The organism is Actinomadura gamaensis (assembly GCF_042652125.1).
Lineage (GTDB): Bacteria > Actinomycetota > Actinomycetes > Streptosporangiales > Streptosporangiaceae > Spirillospora > Spirillospora gamaensis.
In genome coordinates this window covers 166745-183208 of record NZ_JBHSIT010000001.1, presented here as the reverse complement: position 1 = coordinate 183208, position 16464 = coordinate 166745, and the positions used below count along the sequence as shown (strand labels likewise).

The window sequence follows — 16464 nt, the reverse complement described above, 5'->3', positions numbered from 1 at the left end:
CCACGCCGCCTCCCCGCCGCCGGACGGCGGGGGGCGGGTGGCCGGGCTGCACGCCGACGCCGTCCGCGTCCTCTCGGAGTGGACGGCGCCGGACGCCGAGCAGCGGCGCGTCCGCGACGGGTTCCTCGACCACCTCGCCGCCCACCCGGACGGCACGTGGCGCGAGTGCCTGCCCGGGCACATCACGGCGAGCGCGCTGGTGCTGGACGCCACGCGCTCCCGCGTCCTGCTCACCCTGCACGCGAAGATCAAGCTGTGGCTCCAGCTCGGCGGGCACTGCGAGCGGGGCGACGTCACCCTCGCGGACGCCGCGCTGCGCGAGGCCACCGAGGAGTCCGGAATCCCGGATCTCGTCCTGGAGCCGGTGCCGGTGCGGCTCGACCGGCACGCCGTCAAGTGCCATCCCGAGGGGTCGTGGCACCTGGACGTCCAGTACGTGGCCGTCGCCCCGCCCGGCGCGCGGCCCGCGGTGAGCGACGAGTCGGACGATCTCCGCTGGTTCCCCCTGGACGATCTCCCGCACCCGACCGACGACGCGCTCCGCCGCCTGATCACCGCCGCCCGCCTCTGACCGCGGATCCTCACCGCCGGACGGGAATCCGAGCCGCTGAAAGCGGATCCCCGCCGCGCTGCTGATCGCGGACGCCGCTGCGCCTCTGACCGCGGATTTCCGCTGCTTGGACGCGGAGGCGGCCGGGGTCAGCGGACGGGGTTGCCTTCCAGGAGCGCGCGGGTGGACTCCCAGCCCTCCAGGCCGGGGTCGAGGAGCGCGACGTCCTCGGGCGTGCGCAGCCGGTGCCAGCTCGGGCCCTGCGGGATCTGGCCGGGGCGCGGGGCGGCGGCGCGGAGCACGGCCAGGGCGTCCGGGACGTCGAGATCCGTGCTGGTCAGGGCGTCTTCGAGCCAGGACGGCAGGGGCAGCCGGGCCGCCAGCGCGACGAGCCCTCCGCCGGCCGACTGGCAGGCGGCGGCCGGGGCGTGCCCGAGCGCGCGGAACAGCTTGCCGAGCAGCAGCGGCGGCAGGTCGGGGGCGTCCGGCGCGAGCAGCGCGGCCTCGGTCGCGCCGAGCGCGTGCAGGGCGGCGAACGCGGGGGGCAGGCCCGATTCGCGGACGATCGGGGTGCCCGGCCAGGTCAGCGCCTCGACGTCGGGCTGGTCGGGCGGGTCGAGGACGAGCGCGGCGGTGACCAGCTCCAGCCCCGCGACGACCTCGTAGGTGTCCTCCAGCAGCGCGAGCCGGTAGTCGCCCGCGTCCACGCCGGGCGGCGGCTGGGCGTCCCCGCCGGACGAGCGCACGGCCAGCACCCCCGCATACCGCACCGCGGTCAACCGGCCACTCCGTGCCGGAGGCCGTCGTCCTCGTCGGACTCCTCCGACATCGGGAGGTGGGCCGCAGCGGCGACGCCCTCCAGGTAGCCGCGGGCGCGGTCGGCCTTGGGGTAGTGGCCGACCAGCTCCCAGAAGTCGGCCCCGTGGCCGGGGACGAGCAGGTGGGCCAGCTCGTGGACCAGCACGTAGTCCACGACCCAGGACGGCATGCCGCGCAGGCGGGTGGAGAGCCGGATGGTCCCGTCGTCCGGGGTGCAGGAGCCCCAGCGGGTGCGCTGGTTCTCCACCCAGCGGACGCTCGCCGGGACGGCCCGGCCGCCGAGGTAGCGCCGGTTGAGCTCGTGGGCGCGGGTCTCCAGGTCGGCGTCGCTCGGGCGGCGCCGGCGCTCGCGGTCGGCGAGGCGCTGGAGGATGGTCGCGATCCACTGCTCCTCTTCGGCCTTGCTGAGCCGGGACGGCAGCATCACCACGACCTTGTCCCCGTCCCGATATGCGGACACCGTCCGCCGACGTCTGCTGCTCCGGCGGACCTCAACGTTTGGGGGCACGCTAGAACCGTACCCAAAACTTTGCGCCCGCCACAGGGGGGGTTGGCCGTTTTCCCAGCTCAGGACCGATGTTTTCCCCGCTCGCGGGTTAGTCGTAGCGACCGCGGGGCGGACCGGGACGGCCTCCCGGAAGGAGTTTCGGTGAATTCGGTCTGTCCGAAATAAGTACGGAGCGTGACGCGAGTTCGCTGTGAGCGAACGATCCCGGACGGCTCGGAGCCTCCGCGAGGACGGCCGCGCCGACCGGCTCCGGACCGTCTCACCAGCGCGTTGTCACATCTCCCGGGCGAGATCCGTCGCTCCTGTAGACGGCGCGCACCGCGCCGTCCTCGCGGAAACGGAGAAGTCATGGCGACACCGATTCTGGTCACCGGCGGCACCGGGACGCTCGGCTCCCTGCTCGTCCCCCACCTGCGGGACGCGGGCCGCGCGGTGCGGGTGCTGACCCGGCACGCCCGCCCGGCCTCGGACGGCGTCGAGTACGTGGCCTGCGACCTGCTGAAGGGCGACGGCGTCGACGCGGCCGTCGCGGGAACGGAGATCATCGTCCATCTCGCGGGCGGCCCGAAGGGCGACGACATCGCGACCCGGAACCTCGCCGAAGCCGCGAAGCGGGCGGGCGCGCGGCACCTCGTCTACGTCTCGGTCACCGGGGTGGAGGGCGTCCCGATCGGCTGGCTGCGGTCCAAGCTCGCGTCCGAGCGGGCCGTCGAGGATTCGGGTGTTCCCTGGACGACCTTGCGGCCCGCCCAGTTCCACAGCCTCATCCTCGGCGTCGCGGCGAAGATGGCCAAGCTGCCGGTCGTCCCGGCCCCGGGCGCGCTGCGCTTCCAGCCCGTGGACGAGCGGGACGTCGCCGAGCACCTGGCCGGACTCGTGCTCGCCGAGCCCGCCGGACTCGTCCCCGACCTGGCCGGGCCGGCCGATCACACCCTGCCCGACCTGGTCCGCGGGTACCTGGCGGCGGCGGGCAAGCGGCGTCCGCTGCTCCCCGTGCCGATGCCCGGAAAGGTCGGCCGCGCCTACCGCGACGGCCTCAACCTCGCCCGCGAGGGCGCCGTCCGCGGCACCCGCACCTGGGAGGACTACCTGGCCGACCACTTCCGGACGGCCCGCCCGTCCGAAACCGCGACCTCCTGACCGCCCCCGGCGCCCGAAACCGCGGTCGTCTGAGCGCCCCCGGCGCTCGATCGAACCTCGATCGTCAGCGGCCGGTGAACTTCGGCGGGCGCTTCTCGCGCTGCGCGGTGAGGCCCTCCAGCATGTCGGCGGTGGTCATGGTGACCGGCTGGGCGAGGGCCTCCCAGCGCAGCGCGGTCGCCATGTCGGGGTGGCCGCCGCCCGCGAGCGCGGTCTTGGTCAGCCGCGTGGCGATCGGGGCCTGGGCGGCGACGCGGTCCGCGACCGCGAGCGACTCGGCCAGCACGCTCTCGCCCGGGACGGCCCGGTTGACCAGCCCCTTCGTCTCCGCCTCGGCACCGGTCAGGACGCGTCCGGTCAGCAGCATCTCGCGCGCGAGCGGCAGCCCCGCGACCTCCGGCAGCAGCCAGGTCGCGGCCATGCCGGGATGCAGGCCGAGCGCGGTGAAGGGCGCGAGCAGCTTGGCCTCGGCGGCGGCGTAGCGCAGGTCGCAGGCCAGCGCGAGGCACAGCCCGGCGCCGACCGCGTGCCCGTTCACGGCCGCGATCGTCGGGACCTCCAGATCCCTGATCATCAGCCAGGTCCGGTAGAACTCGGTCATCCGGGCGCGCAGCTCGGGCAGCGCCGCCGCGTTGGTGTCGGCGAGCCAGGACAGCTCGCCGCCCGAGGTGAACGCGGTGCCCGCGCCGGTGACCACGACGCAGCGAAGCTCCGTGTCCGCGCGCAGCCCGGTGAGCGCGTCCTTCCAGGCGGCGGTCATCGCGTCCGACATGGCGTTGCGCCGGGACGGGTCGTTCAGCGTGAGCACGGCGACGCCGTTCGGTCGGCGTTCCACCAGCAGGACGCGATCTTCAGCCATGGCCGAACCGTACCGCCGGAGCCCTCCGCGGGTACCCCCCGCCCGCGTGAGAAAGCGCACACTTACCACATCTTCGCAGGTGGCGGAAGTGCGGCAGGATCCGGTCGGCGCCTTTGTCACCGGTCGTTGTGGCGCGAACGACAGCGGCCCGCGACAATGGGCGCCGTGAGCGATCTTCCCCGCCGCGCGGTGACGCGGTCCGCAAAGCTGGCGTCCCTCCCGCTCGGTTTCGCCGGGCGCACCGCCCTGGGCGTCGGGAAACGCACTTTCGGCAAGTCCGCCGAGGCCGTCGCCGTGGAGATCCAGCAGCGCACCGCCGAGCAGCTGTTCAAGGTGCTCGGCGAGCTCAAGGGCGGCGCGATGAAGCTCGGCCAGATGCTGTCGATCTTCGAGGCGGCGCTGCCGCCGGAGATCGCCGGCCCGTACCGGGCCACGCTCACCCGGTTGCAGGAGGCCGCCCCGCCGCTGCCCGCCTCGGCCGTCCACAAGGTCCTCGCGGAGGGGCTCGGCGAGGACTGGCGCGACCGGTTCCAGGAGTTCGACGACAAGCCCGCCGCCGCCGCGTCCATCGGGCAGGTGCACCGGGCCGTCTGGGAGGACGGCCGGGACGTCGCGGTCAAGGTCCAGTACCCCGGCGCGGGCAAGGCGCTGATCAGCGACTTCAACCAGCTCGCCCGGCTCGGCCGGCTGTTCGGCGTGCTGATGCCCGGCCTGGACGTCAAGTCGATGCTCGCCGAGCTCAAGGAGCGGGTGATCGAGGAGCTCGACTACTCGATCGAGGCCGCCTCCCAGACCCGGATGCGCGAGGGCTTCCCCGGCGACGACCCCGACTTCTACATCCCCGAGGTCGTCGCGCAGGCCGGGAACGTGCTGGTCACCGAGTGGATCGACGGCACCCCGCTGTCGAAGATCATCAGCGACGGCGACGACGAGACCCGCGACCATGCGGCCCTGCTGTACTGCCGGTTCCTGCTGTCCGGGCCCAAGCGCTGCGGCCTGCTGCACGGCGACCCGCACCCCGGCAACTTCCGGCTGCTCCCGGACGGCCGCCTCGGCGTCCTCGACTTCGGCGCGGTCGACCGCATCCCCGAGGAGTTCCAGTACCGGATGGGCCGCCTGCTGCGCATCGGCACGCTGGAGGACATCGACGAGATCGAGGCCGCGCTCCGCGACGAGGACTTCATCCGCGAGGGCGTCGAGGTGGACATCGACGGCCTGGAGGCGTTCCTCGCCCCGATCACCGAGCCGTTCATCACCGAGACCTTCAAGTTCAACCGCGAGTGGCTGCGCGACATGGCGGCCCGCGTCACCGACCTGCGGCCGACCAACGTCGTCCGGCAGCTCAACCTGCCGCCGGAGTACGTGATCGTGCACCGCGTCCTGTCCGCCGGGACGGGCGTGCTCTGCCAGCTCGAATGCGAGATCCCCGCGCGCGCCGAGTCCCTCCGCTGGGTCCCCGGCTTCGCGGACGAGGACGACGTCGTCCCTGAGTGAAGACGTCCCTGAGTGAAGACGTCCCTGAGTGAAGACGTCCCTGAGTGAAGACGTCCCTGAGTGAAGACGTCCCTGAACGGAGACGCCTGAAACCGGGTCGGCATGCGAACGGGGCCGCGCACTGATGAGGTGCGCGGCCCCGTTTCGTCGCGTCCGGCCGGGGAGAGGGATGGCCGGACGCGCGGACGCCGGTTCCGGGAGGCGCACTAGCCCGTCAAACCATCCAAGAAAGAACGGACCGGGCCTGCAACCGGGATCGGCGAGGTTTCGGGGGCCGCCGCGCCACGCGGGCGCGGCGGCCGGACAGGGTCGAGTCGGGACGGACCGGCCGGGTCGGATCGGAGGGACCGGTCGTCCGAACCGGTCAGCCGAACCGGACGACCGGGACGGGACGGACGGGTCAGTCGAGCGGACGGCGCGGGGCCGGGGCGAGCAGCGCCCGGCTCACGCGCGCGGCGCGGAACTGCGCGGCGCGCCGGGCCCGGCGGAGCGCCCGCACCCGGGCGGCGCGCAGCTCCGCGGCGGACGCGGCGTCCACCTCGATCTCCGGAACGGGTATTCGCTCGCGCGAAAGGTCCTGGCTGAGCAAGTTCATCTCGGTCTCCTGGGGGACGGGGCGGCGCGACTCGACGGTCGCGCCGCCCTGCGTCTCGAACTGGACGGTCGGCATCGGGTTCATCGCCGGATCACGCGGTCACCTGGTCGGGAAGCGGGTGCTTCCGGGGACGGCCGCGCGGCCGCTTGCGCGGGACGACGACGCCGCGCACGAACAGCTCGCCTCCCCACACACCCCACGGCTCCTTGCGCTCGAGCGCGCCGGCGAGGCACTCGCGGCGGAGCGGGCACTCCAGGCAGAGCGCCTTGGCGAGCTCGACGTCGGCGGGCGCCTCGGCGAAGAAGAGCTCCGGGTCGGTCCGGCAGGGCAGAGTAAGGTCCTCGTCGCTCATCGCGAGAGCCCCCTGCATCACGGTCACCCTTGTTCCTCTCGTTGGATCTCAACGGGTTCGTGTCGTCGGGTCGTCTGGGCAAAGAAGAAGGCCGCGGACTCCGGTGTCGGAATCCGCGGCCTGGGGGCTCGCCGGTCGGTGCTAGACCGGTCGTCGCCACCAGGGGTGCGGACCCGACTCGTCACCCTCCGGGGAGGGGACGTTCACGTGGGTCGTGGCCGGAGCGGTGGGCTCGATGTCTTCGGCGAGGTCGGTTGCGAAGACACTGCGCCCCTGCTCATCACGGGACACCTGCTGCATCAGGCCGCGCAGCCGCAGGCCGCCGCCGAACCGGCCGAAGCCGTCCGGACCGGCCTGGAACCGCGCGTCCATGCGCTCGCCGCCGCGGAGTTTCGCCATGTCACCGAGTTCTCCGGTGCGGACGAGGACGGCGTGGGCGCCGGCGTAGGCGGCCGAGAACGCGGGGCAGGGCAGGGCCCCGTTCCGCCACGCGCTCAACGAGATCGTGTTCTTCACCGGACCGGACACCGCCTTCCTGTTCTCGTGCCGACCGCCGGACCAAGATCCAGTCGTTCGACTGCTGAATGCTCGTCACGAGCGTACGGTGATCCGCGGGAAATCAGCAAGATATTTTTGACCTGCGGTTTTGTGGCCCGTCTCACCGGAACCGGCACCGCGTCCCGCGCGTCCCCGAGGTTCGCGCCCGCCGTTGACACCCTACTCCCGCCGGACGCTGATGATCACGCCCGCGCACGCCCGCGTCCGGCCACGTCCGCTCGCGGACGGGACTCCCGGCCGGGAGGGGCCCCGATGCCTCGTCGGCGGCGGTGGGCGTGGCCGTCGCGGACGGCGAGCTGAGCCTGGACGTCCCGCTCACCCGCTATTTGCCGGAACTGGCCACAAGCGGCTACGCATCGGACTCCGCGCGCTTCGGCCCCACCTCGGCGAAGCCCTCCCGGTCCTTCGCGCCGTCGCGTCTGCCGCCGCACACCGCTAGCGGATGCCAACGGGATAATCCGCCCATGGATCCCTCCCGGCCCACCATGCCCGCCGCCGAACTCCGCGCGGCCCTGGTGGACGACCTCACCGCGCTGAACCTCCCGACCGCGCTGCTGACCGCGAAGGCGTACGAGATCCTCTCCCTGGTCCGCGAGTCGGTGGCGTCCGGCCTGTACCTCGGCGAGGTCCTCGGCTACCGGACGGACGGCGACCACGAACGGGCCGAAACCATCGCCCGCGCCATCGCCCGAGCCGCCGCGGTAGCGCGCGAACGCCGCCTCCAGCGCGCCGCTTCCCTCAAGGCCAACGACCCCGTCGCCCGCGCTCTGGGCCTCGGCGCACTCGTCCAGATGATCCTGCGATTGGACGAAACGCTCGAATCCACCCTTTTCCAGGCCCGCCGGGAGACCGCTCAGCTGGTCGGCCTCCTCGCCCCCGCGACCACTCCCCGGAACGAGCCCTCGCCCGTCGCGCACCGGCTCCCGCCCTTCCCGCTCGCGCCTTCCGGGCAGGCTGTCCGCTCAGCCGACCAGGTGATCGCGTCCATCGAGAACCTGGACAAGGAACTCGGCGCGGAACTGGCGTCCGTCGTCCGGTACGAGGAGGAACTGAAGCGCCGCCTGGACGAGGAGGCCGCCAAGGCCACCGACACCGAGGAGCGCTACGACAAGGCTCTGCAAGAGCAGCAGAAGTGGATCGACCGCAACCTGAGCCACCTCCACGACCTCAAGGACGAAGCGGACGAACTCGCCACCCGCCTGTCCCGCTCGCTCGCGTCCCGCACCCGCGCCGCACGCCTGACCCTGCGCTGCGCCGAGCACCGGCACATCGTCCTGGGGACGGCCCTGGAGACGGCCCTCTCCTCGACGTCCGAGCTCATGCCCGGCATGCTCCGCTTCCCCGAGCGCCGCACCGACTTCACCGAGGTCTTCGCCCGCTTCCTGATGCTCGCCGCCGGCATCTCCCCCGACGACGACGTCCCGCTAACACCTCTTCCCGCCGACCTCCCCGCCCAGGCCACCGCCCTACTCGAACCATCCGGCGACTGCGCGTCCACCCAGACCCGCGCCCTGATCACCTGCCTGACCCGCCAAGGCCCAGAACGCCGAATCGCCGCCCTCTCCCTAGCCGCAGAACCAGCCCTGGCGCCCCTGGCCGCCACCCTCCGCTCCGCATCCACCCACTGACCACGTTCGGCCGCCCCACCCGAGGAATGGTCAATGGCCGAACAGGTGAGTGACGCCCGCGGAAGAGGTGAAGACGTCGTGCGCGTCGTGGCCTATTCCTGGTAGGCGTACGAGCTGATGGTTCTCCAGAGGACCGCCCGCCTTTTGTTGCAGGTAGTCGTAATATCGGACGCCGCGCTCGTAGCGGGTGCGTCCTTGGGCGAGGGCCGCGGGGTGGATTTCCAGAAGTGCCGCGGCGGGGTCGGCGTCCTCCTCGCCGAGGAGGTAGACGACCTCGCGGCTCAGATAACGCTGGAAGTAGTAGTCGGGATTTTCGCGCACGTAACGCGGGCGATCGCCGCCGAACCCATAGCGCCAATGGTCGATCTCGGGGGCGCCTGCTTCGGCGAATCCGTCCGGGGTGGGCCGCAGGCGATCGAAGTACAGATAGGTGGAGGGATTGGCCACCACGAAGCGCACCCGGGCGGGCGCCTTGTCGGGCGCGTCGCCCACGGCCGCGTAGCGGTTGACGAACTGCCCGCCCGCGGAGTTGCCCGCGACCGTGACCTTCCGCAGCCCGTCGATGTTGAGCAGCCGGTCGAGCAGCGCGTCGAGGATTTCGAACGAGCTGACCTCTCCGAAGCCGCTCTTCCAGTCCTCGGTCTCCCAGTGCAGCAGCCCCTCCCGCTCCGGACGCCCTCGGACGTCCGCGGTGGTGAGGAACTGCGGCGCGAGGATGAGCGGCCCGGGTTCGCGCCCCCGCGCCGCCTCCTCGACTATTCGAAAATAGTGCCCGGCATTGCGCAACGCCCCATGGACGACGACGACCGCGGAATCGACTTCCGGCAGTTCGTCGTCCAGCGAGGTGACGTTTCCGAAAAGGAGAAACTCCCGCCCGTCGAGCCTGGAGCGCAGAGGCCCCATCTCCTCGATCACCTGGGCCTGCATCTCGGCCTGCACAGCGAACTGAGTCACCGTCCCCACTATGCCAGCCGTCCGCCCGGCTCCACCGGCGCATTGCACAAGTCGTGGCATCCCTCCCTTGAGTCACACAGTTCACTCCCGAAAGAGATAGGTGACGTCCCGGAACTGGAGACCGAGTTCGGGGTGTCCAGGAACACCATCCGCCTCGCGATCTCGGCGCTGGAGCACGAGGGACTGATCGAGTTGCGCCACGGGCACGGCATGTTCGTCCCGAAGGGGCCGCTGCCGTTCATGGTGCTCCTGTCCCGGGAGGAGGGCGGCGAGAGCACGCCGGACGACCTGGACTCCTACCGGTCCGGCGTCCGGGCGGCGGGACGGAGGCCCGGCATACGGGACTTCGAGGCGCGGATCGAGTACCCCAGCCGGGAGGTGGCCGGCTGGCTGGAGATCGACGAGAACTCCCAGGTCGTCGTCCGCGGGTCCCGGCCGGTCATCGTCGTCCACCGGACCGCCTACACGGCGGCGGAACGTCCCGTCCGCCTGACCGTCACCACCTATGCGGCGGACCGCAACCGGCCGTGCTACGAGGTCGGCGAGGTCCCGGAACTGCGCACCCCGCGTGGCCAGATCTCTGTCGTGGGCTGACCGGAAGGTCCCATGGACGCCTTGACCGCACCCGCCCTGCATCGCGGAATGCTCGCGGTGGACATCGTCGCGTTCGGCACCCGCCGCGATCCCGATGTCCAGCTCCACCTGCGCGCCTCGATCCACGGCCTCACCGAGCGGACCTGCGCCGCGGCCGGGGTCTCGTGGAAGTCCGCGCACCACGAGGACCGGGGGGACGGCCTGTACCTGATAGCCGAGCCGGGCACCGGACCGTCCGTCCTCCTCACGCGGCTGGTGCCGGAGCTGCTCTCCGAAGTCCGGCGGCACAACAAGCTGGCCTCCGCGGTGGCGCAGCTCCGGTTGCGGGTGGCCGTGCACGCGGGGTTCGTCCAGCTCGACCGGCACGGAGCCACGGGAACGTCGCTGACCGAGCTGTTCCGGCTGCTCGAGGCCCCCGCCTTCCGCACGGTGATGGCCGATCCCGGCACCGACCTGGCCGTCGTGGTGTCCGACTACCTGTACCGCGAGGTGGTCCAGCACGACATCCACCTGGCCGGGGGCTTCACGGCGATTCCCGTCGAGGTCAAGGAGGCCCTCATGCGCGGCTGGGTCTGGGTGCCTCCCTCGCCGACCCGGGCGTCCGCCGACCTGGGCTCTCCCTCGCCGACCCGGACGTCTGCCGACCTGGTCCCTCCCGAGCTCAGGTTCCGGACGCCGGTCACTCAGGACCGGCGGCTCATCCTCACCATGATCGCCGGCCTGGTGGAGCTGCTGGACGACACTCCCGGAAAGCCCGGTTGAGGCTTCGGCCGCCCGGCCTCGGGGCCGGGCGGCGGCGGGGTCAGCAGGTGTCCTCGGACGTGCCGGGGCGGGGGGCCGGGGCCTTGTCCACGACCGCGGTTTTGAGGAGGGCGGTCGAGGAGAACTCGGTTCCCTTCTCGTCGAGGGTGCGTTCACCGAGGACGGCGTAGGTGGTGCGGTCGAAGATCAGTTCTTCCCGGACGCCGTCGGACGTCCTGGTCAGCGCCACGCCGTGCCGGCCCGAGGCGTCCACCGAGTCGGCGGCGACACCGACGCCGGGGATCTCGGCCAGCGCCCGGTAGAAGGACGCCCTGGCGGCGGGCGCCATGGCGGTGTCGGCCATGTCCGTCGCGGCGCTCCAGAGGCGCTCGCCCCGGCCGCCGTCGCCGGCGCGCTCGTCGAGCAGCTTCAGGACGTCCGCGGGCCTGGACGGCAGGCTGCCGATATAGGGACGCGAGAGCGGGGGCGTCGCGCCGCACGCCCGCAGGGCCGTCTCGCCGTCCGGACGCATCTCCTCCGCGGGCGGTGCGGGCGTCCCGGCGGGGATGACGTTCCTCTCGCGGATCAGTCCCGGCTTGGAGCCGTCCACCGAAAGCCACTCGGAGCGGTACCGCGTATAGGGCCGTCCTGCGGGACGCAGCTTCTCGACGGTCTCCTGGTAGATGTACTGGTCGTTGCGCGGCGGCGACGCGGGTGTGTGCAGGGCCGTCTGCGCGGCTCTGGCCATCAGAGCGACCGCCTCGGCCGAGGACCCGTCCGACCACGGGACGGTCACCAGCGCGACGGCGATCGCAGTGGCGGCGATCCCGGCGGGGATTAGCGTCCAGCGCAGTTTGCGGGCTCGCGCCGGCGTCTTCCGCGCCTCGGCGATCTCCGCCCGCAGCCGGTCCTCGGCGGCCGGCATGTCCAGGTCCTCGGGGACCTCGGCGCGCAGCCGCCGCACGTGCGTCAGTTCGTTCACTGCGACTCCTCGGTGAGCGCGGAGGGATCGGTTCCGCCGAGCGCGCCGCGCAGCTTGGCGCGGGCCCGGTTCATGCGCGAGCGCACGGTTCCGGACGGGACGCCCAGCGCCTGCCCGGCCTCGTCATAGGTGAGTCCCGCCCACGTGACCAGCAGCAGGACGTCGCGCTGCGCCGCGGGCAGCCCGGCGATCGCCGCCGCCAGCCCGCGGCCCGCCGCACCGGCGCTGAGCCGCGCGTCCGCCGCGTCCGAGAAGGACTCGATGACCGGATCGATCCCGGTACGGGCCAGCGCCCGCAGCAGCCGGACCTCGTCGCGCCGGTGCCGCCGCACCAGGTTGGTCGCGATCCCGTACAGCCAGGGACGGGCGTCGGGACAGGACGCGTCGTAGCGGTCGCGCTCGCGGAACGCGATCAGGAACGTCTCCGCCACGACGTCCTCGGCCGGACCGGGGCCCAGCCGCCGCGTGACGTAGCGGCCGATGGCCCGCGCGTGCCGCTGGAACAGCAGCGCGAACCGTTCGGGTTCCCGCCGCGACGCGACGATCACGGCGGAGTCATCGGCGCCGGCGGGCGACTCCGCACCTGCTTCCGGCGTGGCGTCCGGCGGGACGTCCGGCGTGGCGTCCGCTGGGACGTCCGGCGTGGCGTCCGGTGGGACGGCCGGCGGCCGGGGCTCTCTGGTGGCCGAGCCCGAACGGGGCATCTGATGACCTCTCCTCGACGGTCGATACACCCGTGATTGCCCGAAGCCCCCTACTTAGGTCCATCCCCGCACGACCACGAGGCCTTGGATCCGCGTTCGGTCACTCGGGCTCGCCGTCTTCGGCGGCGTCCAGGGCCTCGATCACCATCTGGGTCGCGGCGTTCTCGTCGCCGCACAGTTCGTTGATGCGCCTGGCGAGGATGAAGAGGGTCACCTCGAACGCGGTCATCTCCTCCCTGCGCCAGCTCCCCAGTTCGTGTCGCCACAGCGACGGGCTGACGTCCACCACCGACGCGGTCATCATCGCGGCCATGGTCGGGATGCCCTCGTCGCTGACGGTCCGCATGTGCTTCAAGGTGCCCACCACGTAGGGCAGGACGTATTCAAGGACGTCCTTGTCCTGCGATTCGTGCGCGCTCCGCAGCCACTGCATGAAGACGTACAGCAGCGTGCAGGCCCCGTCGAGGACGTCGGAGGCTCCGCCTCGCCCGAGCGATCCCATGTACTGGGTCAGCAGTTCGTCCCGTCCGGCCGTGGCCTGGTCCGTCCCGAACCGCTTGAGATGCGAGTCCACGACGGCCAGGGCGGCGCTCACGTCGCCGATGGGGGCGTCCTTGGGGCTCATGCCCGAGGCCATGGCACCTCCGAGAGGATCTCAAGTTCGTGACGGGTCCTTCACCCTAGGTGTTGGCGGGGGGCTCGGCGGGGCGATTCCGGGGACTCCGTCCGGCGGATCCCCCGTCCCCTCGGCCCGCCGTGGCCGGTCGGGCAGCCTGGCAAGGCTGCGCCACATCGTCGCCACCGCAGCCGTGAAGCGCCTTCTCGCGGACAAGGACGTAGCCGTCGTCGGTTCGTCCGTTGGATGCGTACCGGAGCATCGAAACTCCGCATTGGCGCGGTCAGCGATGCAGCTGGTAGCGACAAAACCATTTTTACTTCGGCGCCGTCTGCGCTGCTGGAATCCAGGGAAGGAGGAGCGTGACTGCATGTGGAGGGACGAGACCTGTCCGGTCACCTCGCTTTGCCCCGACGCGAAGCCGTGCCGTCCTGGAATTCGTGACGAGGACCCTTGAGACGGACTCGTCCATCACCACGATCACGCCGGCAATGCGGGCGGCACGGGGGAACTGCAATGGGGTACGTCACGACGCGCGACGGTGAAGAGATCTTCTACAAGGACTGGGGGCAGGGGCGGCCGGTGGTGTTCATCCACGGGTGGCCGCTGAACGCCGACGCCTGGGACGACCAGATGAAGTTCGTCGCCGAGAACGGCTACCGGGCGATCGCGCACGACCGCCGCGGCCACGGCCGCTCCAGCCAGCCGTTCAACGGCTACGACTTCGACACTTTCGCCGACGACCTCGACGACCTGATCAACCGGCTCGACCTGCGGGACGTCACGCTGGTGGCGCACTCGATGGGCGGTGGCGAGCTGGCCCGCTACATCGGCCGCCACGGCACCGCACGGATCGCCCAAGCGGTGCTGCTGTCGGCGATCCCGCCGCTGATGCTCCAGACCCCGGACAACCCCGAAGGCGTCCCCGAGCAGGTGTTCGAGGACATCAAGAGCGGCATCCTGCGTGAACGGTCGCAGTACTGGAAGGACGCCTCGGAAGGCTTCTTCTCGGCCAACCGGCCCGGCAACAAGGTCACCCAGGGCAACCGGGACGCGTTCTGGTTCATGGCGATGCACGAGAACATCCAGGCCGGAGTGAAATGCGTGGACGCCTTCGCGCGCACCGATTTCACCGAGGACCTGCGCAAATTCGACGTCCCCACGCTCGTCGTGCACGGCGACGACGACCAGATCGTCCCGATCGACGCCACGGGCCGCAAGTCCGCCCAGATCATTCCGAACGCCACCCTCAAGGTGTACGAAGGCGGCTCCCACGGAATCGCGCTCGTCCCCGGCGACAAGGAGAAATTCAACAACGACCTGCTGGACTTCCTCAAACGCTGAGGATTCCCGGCATCAGGGCGTGACGAGGGCGCCCTGGTGACCGGGTTGACAAGGACCGGCCGGGGGCTGCTTCACGTCCGGTGAGCAGAGATCGAGGAGTGCATGACCGAGCAGGGGAAAGGACGGGCGGCCCCGTCTAGAGAAATGGCGACGACGTTCGCGGGAGCCGGTGGCGAGGACTCGCTCATGGCGGGCCGGCCAGGACGCCGCCGAACCGCCGCCGAGACCGGCGCGTCCTCGGTGAGGCGCGGCGCCGCAGGCGGGACCGCCCTGGGTTCCGATCGGAGATGACGTCGATGGCCTTCTCTCCGGGTTTCCACCGGCGCAGCCGCGAGCGCGAGGCGGACGACCGGCTGCCGCCGGGCCAGTACCTCACCGAGGACTTCCCCGTCCTGTCGGCGGGCCCGACGCCGCGCATCGACCAGGGCACGTGGTCGCTGGCCGTGGAGAGCGAGGCGGGCGTCACCCGGTCCTGGTCCTGGGCGGAGTTCATGGCGCTGCCGCAGGAGCGGCCCACGACCGACATCCACTGCGTGACCCGCTGGTCGAAGTTCGGCACGTCCTGGCAGGGCGTGTCCGTCGACACCTTGCTGGCAGGTCTCGACACTCACGCGTCGCATGCGCTGGCGTACTGCTACGGCGGCTACACCACCAACCTGCCGCTGGCCGACATCACCGGCGGCAGAGCGTGGATCGCCCACGGCTTTGACGGCGGGCCGCTCGCGCCCGAGCACGGCGGGCCGGCGCGGCTGCTCGTCCCGCACCTGTACTTCTGGAAGTCGGCCAAATGGATCCAGGGCATCCGGCTGCTCACCCACGACCGGCCGGGCTTCTGGGAGACGGCCGGCTACCACGATTACGGCGACCCGTGGCGCGAGCAGCGCTATTCGTGGACGTGACCCCGTGACCGCCCCCGCCGGCACCGGCACCGGAGCCGCCGCGGTCGCGCGACCGAACGGGCCGCAGTGGCGTCCGGCGACGCTGACCGGGGACCGCCGGGAGAACCCCGCGACGCGCACCCTGATCCTCGACGTGCCCGGATGGCCAGGCCACCTGCCCGGCCAGCACGTCGACGTCCGGCTCACCGCCGAGGACGGCTACCAGGCGGTGCGCAGCTACTCGATGTCCGCTCCCGCCGACGGCCGGCGGGTCGAGCTGACCGTGCAGCGCGTCCCGGACGGGGAGGTCTCGCCGTACCTGGTCGACGACCTGCCCGCGGGCGCGCAGATCGAGGTCCTCGGCCCGGTCGGCGGCTGGTTCGTCTGGCGCCCGGCCGAGCCGGCGCCGTCCCTGCTGCTCGCCGGCGGGGTGGGCATCGCCCCGATCATGGCGATGGTCCGCGCCTGGCGCCGCGAGCCCGCCGGGCCGCTCCGGCTGCTGTACTCGCTGCGCTCCCCCGACCGCCTCTGCTACGGGACCGAGCTGGCCGGCCTGCCCGGGCCGGACGCCGGCGTCCTGCTCGCCTACACCCGCCGCACCCCGGGCGGGCAGGACCGTCCACCCGGCCGGCTCACCCCCGCCGACCTCGCCCGGCACGGCATGCCCGCCGAGCAGGCGCCCCGCTGCTACGTCTGCGGCCCCACCGGCTTCGTCGAGGCGGTGAGCGCGACGCTCACCGCCCTCGGCCACGACCCGTCCCGGATCCGCACCGAACGCTTCGGCCCCACTGGAGGATGACCATGACCGACCCCGCGACCGCCGGCCTGGGCTGGCAGGACTACCTGCCCGACGACCGGCGCCTGGACGGCAACGCCCTCGCCGGGCCGCTGAGCATGCTGTTCGTCCCCGACACCGCGCTGGCCGCGGGGCGCTGCGGCCACTGCGGCCACCGGGACCTGCTCGCCCGCGCCCCGCTCTACGGCGACGCCCCCGGCCACGTGCTGCGGTGCGGCATCTGCACGCACCCGACCCTGCGGCTGGTCGCCGCGCCCGACCGGTTCTGGCTCGACCTCCCCGGCGGCAGCGCGCTGTCCATCCCCCACACCTGACCGCGCCACCCGGCACGTTCGCCCTGGCACCCCCAGGC

At 72.1% G+C, this 16464-nt stretch carries 20 protein-coding genes; 10 read left to right on the top strand and 10 right to left on the bottom strand.

What is annotated here, in order from left to right:
* Positions 1-37: 37 nt before the first annotated feature.
* Positions 38-571: an NUDIX hydrolase gene (locus ACFPCY_RS00900; protein WP_378252544.1), complete on the top strand. Its 534-nt coding sequence runs from the start codon at positions 38-40 to the stop codon at positions 569-571.
* Positions 572-699: 128 nt separating this feature from the next.
* Here the strand turns inward: ACFPCY_RS00900 and ACFPCY_RS00895 are convergent, their stop codons facing one another.
* Both ACFPCY_RS00895 and ACFPCY_RS00890 read right to left on the bottom strand, forming a co-directional pair.
* Entirely contained in the window at positions 700-1320 is a 621-nt protein-coding gene (locus tag ACFPCY_RS00895; RefSeq protein ID WP_378252543.1) for a hypothetical protein, read from the bottom strand.
* Positions 1321-1325: 5 nt separating this feature from the next.
* Positions 1326-1829, bottom strand: a complete 504-nt coding sequence (locus ACFPCY_RS00890) for a M48 metallopeptidase family protein (RefSeq protein WP_378251600.1) — start codon at positions 1827-1829, stop codon at positions 1326-1328.
* A 396-nt stretch (positions 1830-2225) separates the two neighbouring features.
* Between ACFPCY_RS00890 and ACFPCY_RS00885 the strand changes: the two genes are divergently transcribed.
* Positions 2226-3017: an SDR family oxidoreductase gene (locus tag ACFPCY_RS00885; protein WP_378251599.1), complete on the top strand. Its 792-nt coding sequence runs from the start codon at positions 2226-2228 to the stop codon at positions 3015-3017.
* Positions 3018-3081: 64 nt separating this feature from the next.
* On the opposite strand, the gene ACFPCY_RS00880 is transcribed toward ACFPCY_RS00885, so the two are convergent.
* A complete protein-coding gene (locus tag ACFPCY_RS00880) occupies positions 3082-3876 on the bottom strand; it encodes an enoyl-CoA hydratase/isomerase family protein (RefSeq protein ID WP_378251598.1) in 795 nt (264 codons plus the stop codon).
* Between the two features lie 156 nt (positions 3877-4032).
* Between ACFPCY_RS00880 and ACFPCY_RS00875 the strand changes: the two genes are divergently transcribed.
* Positions 4033-5370 (top strand): ABC1 kinase family protein, encoded by a 1338-nt coding sequence (locus ACFPCY_RS00875; protein ID WP_465251207.1) that lies wholly within the window; start codon positions 4033-4035, stop codon positions 5368-5370.
* A gap of 400 nt (positions 5371-5770) precedes the next feature.
* Here the strand turns inward: ACFPCY_RS00875 and ACFPCY_RS00870 are convergent, their stop codons facing one another.
* The 3 genes from ACFPCY_RS00870 to ACFPCY_RS00860 all read right to left on the bottom strand — a co-directional run bounded on the left by ACFPCY_RS00870 (position 5771) and on the right by ACFPCY_RS00860 (position 6845).
* Positions 5771-6049 (bottom strand): hypothetical protein, encoded by a 279-nt coding sequence (locus ACFPCY_RS00870; protein WP_378251596.1) that lies wholly within the window; start codon positions 6047-6049, stop codon positions 5771-5773.
* 7 nt (positions 6050-6056) lie between these two features.
* Complete coding sequence (locus ACFPCY_RS00865) at positions 6057-6335, bottom strand: WhiB family transcriptional regulator (protein WP_117359259.1); 279 nt, start codon at positions 6333-6335, stop codon at positions 6057-6059.
* 123 nt (positions 6336-6458) lie between these two features.
* Positions 6459-6845 (bottom strand): hypothetical protein, encoded by a 387-nt coding sequence (locus tag ACFPCY_RS00860; RefSeq protein ID WP_378251595.1) that lies wholly within the window; start codon positions 6843-6845, stop codon positions 6459-6461.
* A gap of 494 nt (positions 6846-7339) precedes the next feature.
* Here ACFPCY_RS00860 and ACFPCY_RS00855 point away from each other — a divergent pair, with 494 nt between their 5' ends.
* Positions 7340-8503: a hypothetical protein gene (locus tag ACFPCY_RS00855; RefSeq protein WP_378251594.1), complete on the top strand. Its 1164-nt coding sequence runs from the start codon at positions 7340-7342 to the stop codon at positions 8501-8503.
* A gap of 30 nt (positions 8504-8533) precedes the next feature.
* On the opposite strand, the gene ACFPCY_RS00850 is transcribed toward ACFPCY_RS00855, so the two are convergent.
* On the bottom strand, positions 8534-9457 hold the full coding sequence (locus ACFPCY_RS00850; RefSeq protein ID WP_378251593.1) for an alpha/beta fold hydrolase: 924 nt from the start codon (positions 9455-9457) through the stop codon (positions 8534-8536).
* A 42-nt stretch (positions 9458-9499) separates the two neighbouring features.
* On the opposite strand from ACFPCY_RS00850, the gene ACFPCY_RS00845 reads away from it, so the two are divergent.
* Together ACFPCY_RS00845 and ACFPCY_RS00840 are read left to right on the top strand one after the other, a co-directional pair.
* Positions 9500-10051 (top strand): GntR family transcriptional regulator, encoded by a 552-nt coding sequence (locus ACFPCY_RS00845; RefSeq protein ID WP_378251592.1) that lies wholly within the window; start codon positions 9500-9502, stop codon positions 10049-10051.
* Positions 10052-10072: 21 nt separating this feature from the next.
* On the top strand, positions 10073-10813 hold the full coding sequence (locus ACFPCY_RS00840; RefSeq protein WP_378251591.1) for a hypothetical protein: 741 nt from the start codon (positions 10073-10075) through the stop codon (positions 10811-10813).
* Between the two features lie 40 nt (positions 10814-10853).
* Here ACFPCY_RS00840 and ACFPCY_RS00835 read toward each other — a convergent pair whose 3' ends face one another.
* From ACFPCY_RS00835 to ACFPCY_RS00825, 3 genes are all read right to left on the bottom strand, one after another.
* Complete coding sequence (locus ACFPCY_RS00835) at positions 10854-11774, bottom strand: CU044_5270 family protein (RefSeq protein WP_378251590.1); 921 nt, start codon at positions 11772-11774, stop codon at positions 10854-10856.
* Positions 11771-12478: an RNA polymerase sigma factor gene (locus tag ACFPCY_RS00830; protein WP_378251589.1), complete on the bottom strand. Its 708-nt coding sequence runs from the start codon at positions 12476-12478 to the stop codon at positions 11771-11773. The genes ACFPCY_RS00835 and ACFPCY_RS00830 overlap by 4 nt, the downstream gene beginning before the upstream one ends.
* A gap of 100 nt (positions 12479-12578) precedes the next feature.
* Positions 12579-13115 (bottom strand): hypothetical protein, encoded by a 537-nt coding sequence (locus ACFPCY_RS00825; protein ID WP_378251588.1) that lies wholly within the window; start codon positions 13113-13115, stop codon positions 12579-12581.
* 495 nt (positions 13116-13610) lie between these two features.
* On the opposite strand from ACFPCY_RS00825, the gene ACFPCY_RS00820 reads away from it, so the two are divergent.
* The 4 genes from ACFPCY_RS00820 (at position 13611) to ACFPCY_RS00805 (ending at position 16426) form a co-directional block, all read left to right on the top strand.
* Positions 13611-14438: an alpha/beta fold hydrolase gene (locus tag ACFPCY_RS00820; RefSeq protein ID WP_378251587.1), complete on the top strand. Its 828-nt coding sequence runs from the start codon at positions 13611-13613 to the stop codon at positions 14436-14438.
* A 296-nt stretch (positions 14439-14734) separates the two neighbouring features.
* On the top strand, positions 14735-15337 hold the full coding sequence (locus tag ACFPCY_RS00815) for a sulfite oxidase-like oxidoreductase (RefSeq protein WP_378251586.1): 603 nt from the start codon (positions 14735-14737) through the stop codon (positions 15335-15337).
* Positions 15338-15341: 4 nt separating this feature from the next.
* Positions 15342-16115 carry a ferredoxin reductase gene (locus ACFPCY_RS00810; RefSeq protein WP_378251585.1) on the top strand — a complete coding sequence of 258 codons (774 nt, stop codon included), beginning with the start codon at positions 15342-15344 and terminating at the stop codon, positions 16113-16115.
* A gap of 2 nt (positions 16116-16117) precedes the next feature.
* Positions 16118-16426 (top strand): DUF6510 family protein, encoded by a 309-nt coding sequence (locus ACFPCY_RS00805; RefSeq protein WP_378251584.1) that lies wholly within the window; start codon positions 16118-16120, stop codon positions 16424-16426.
* Positions 16427-16464: the final 38 nt, after the last annotated feature.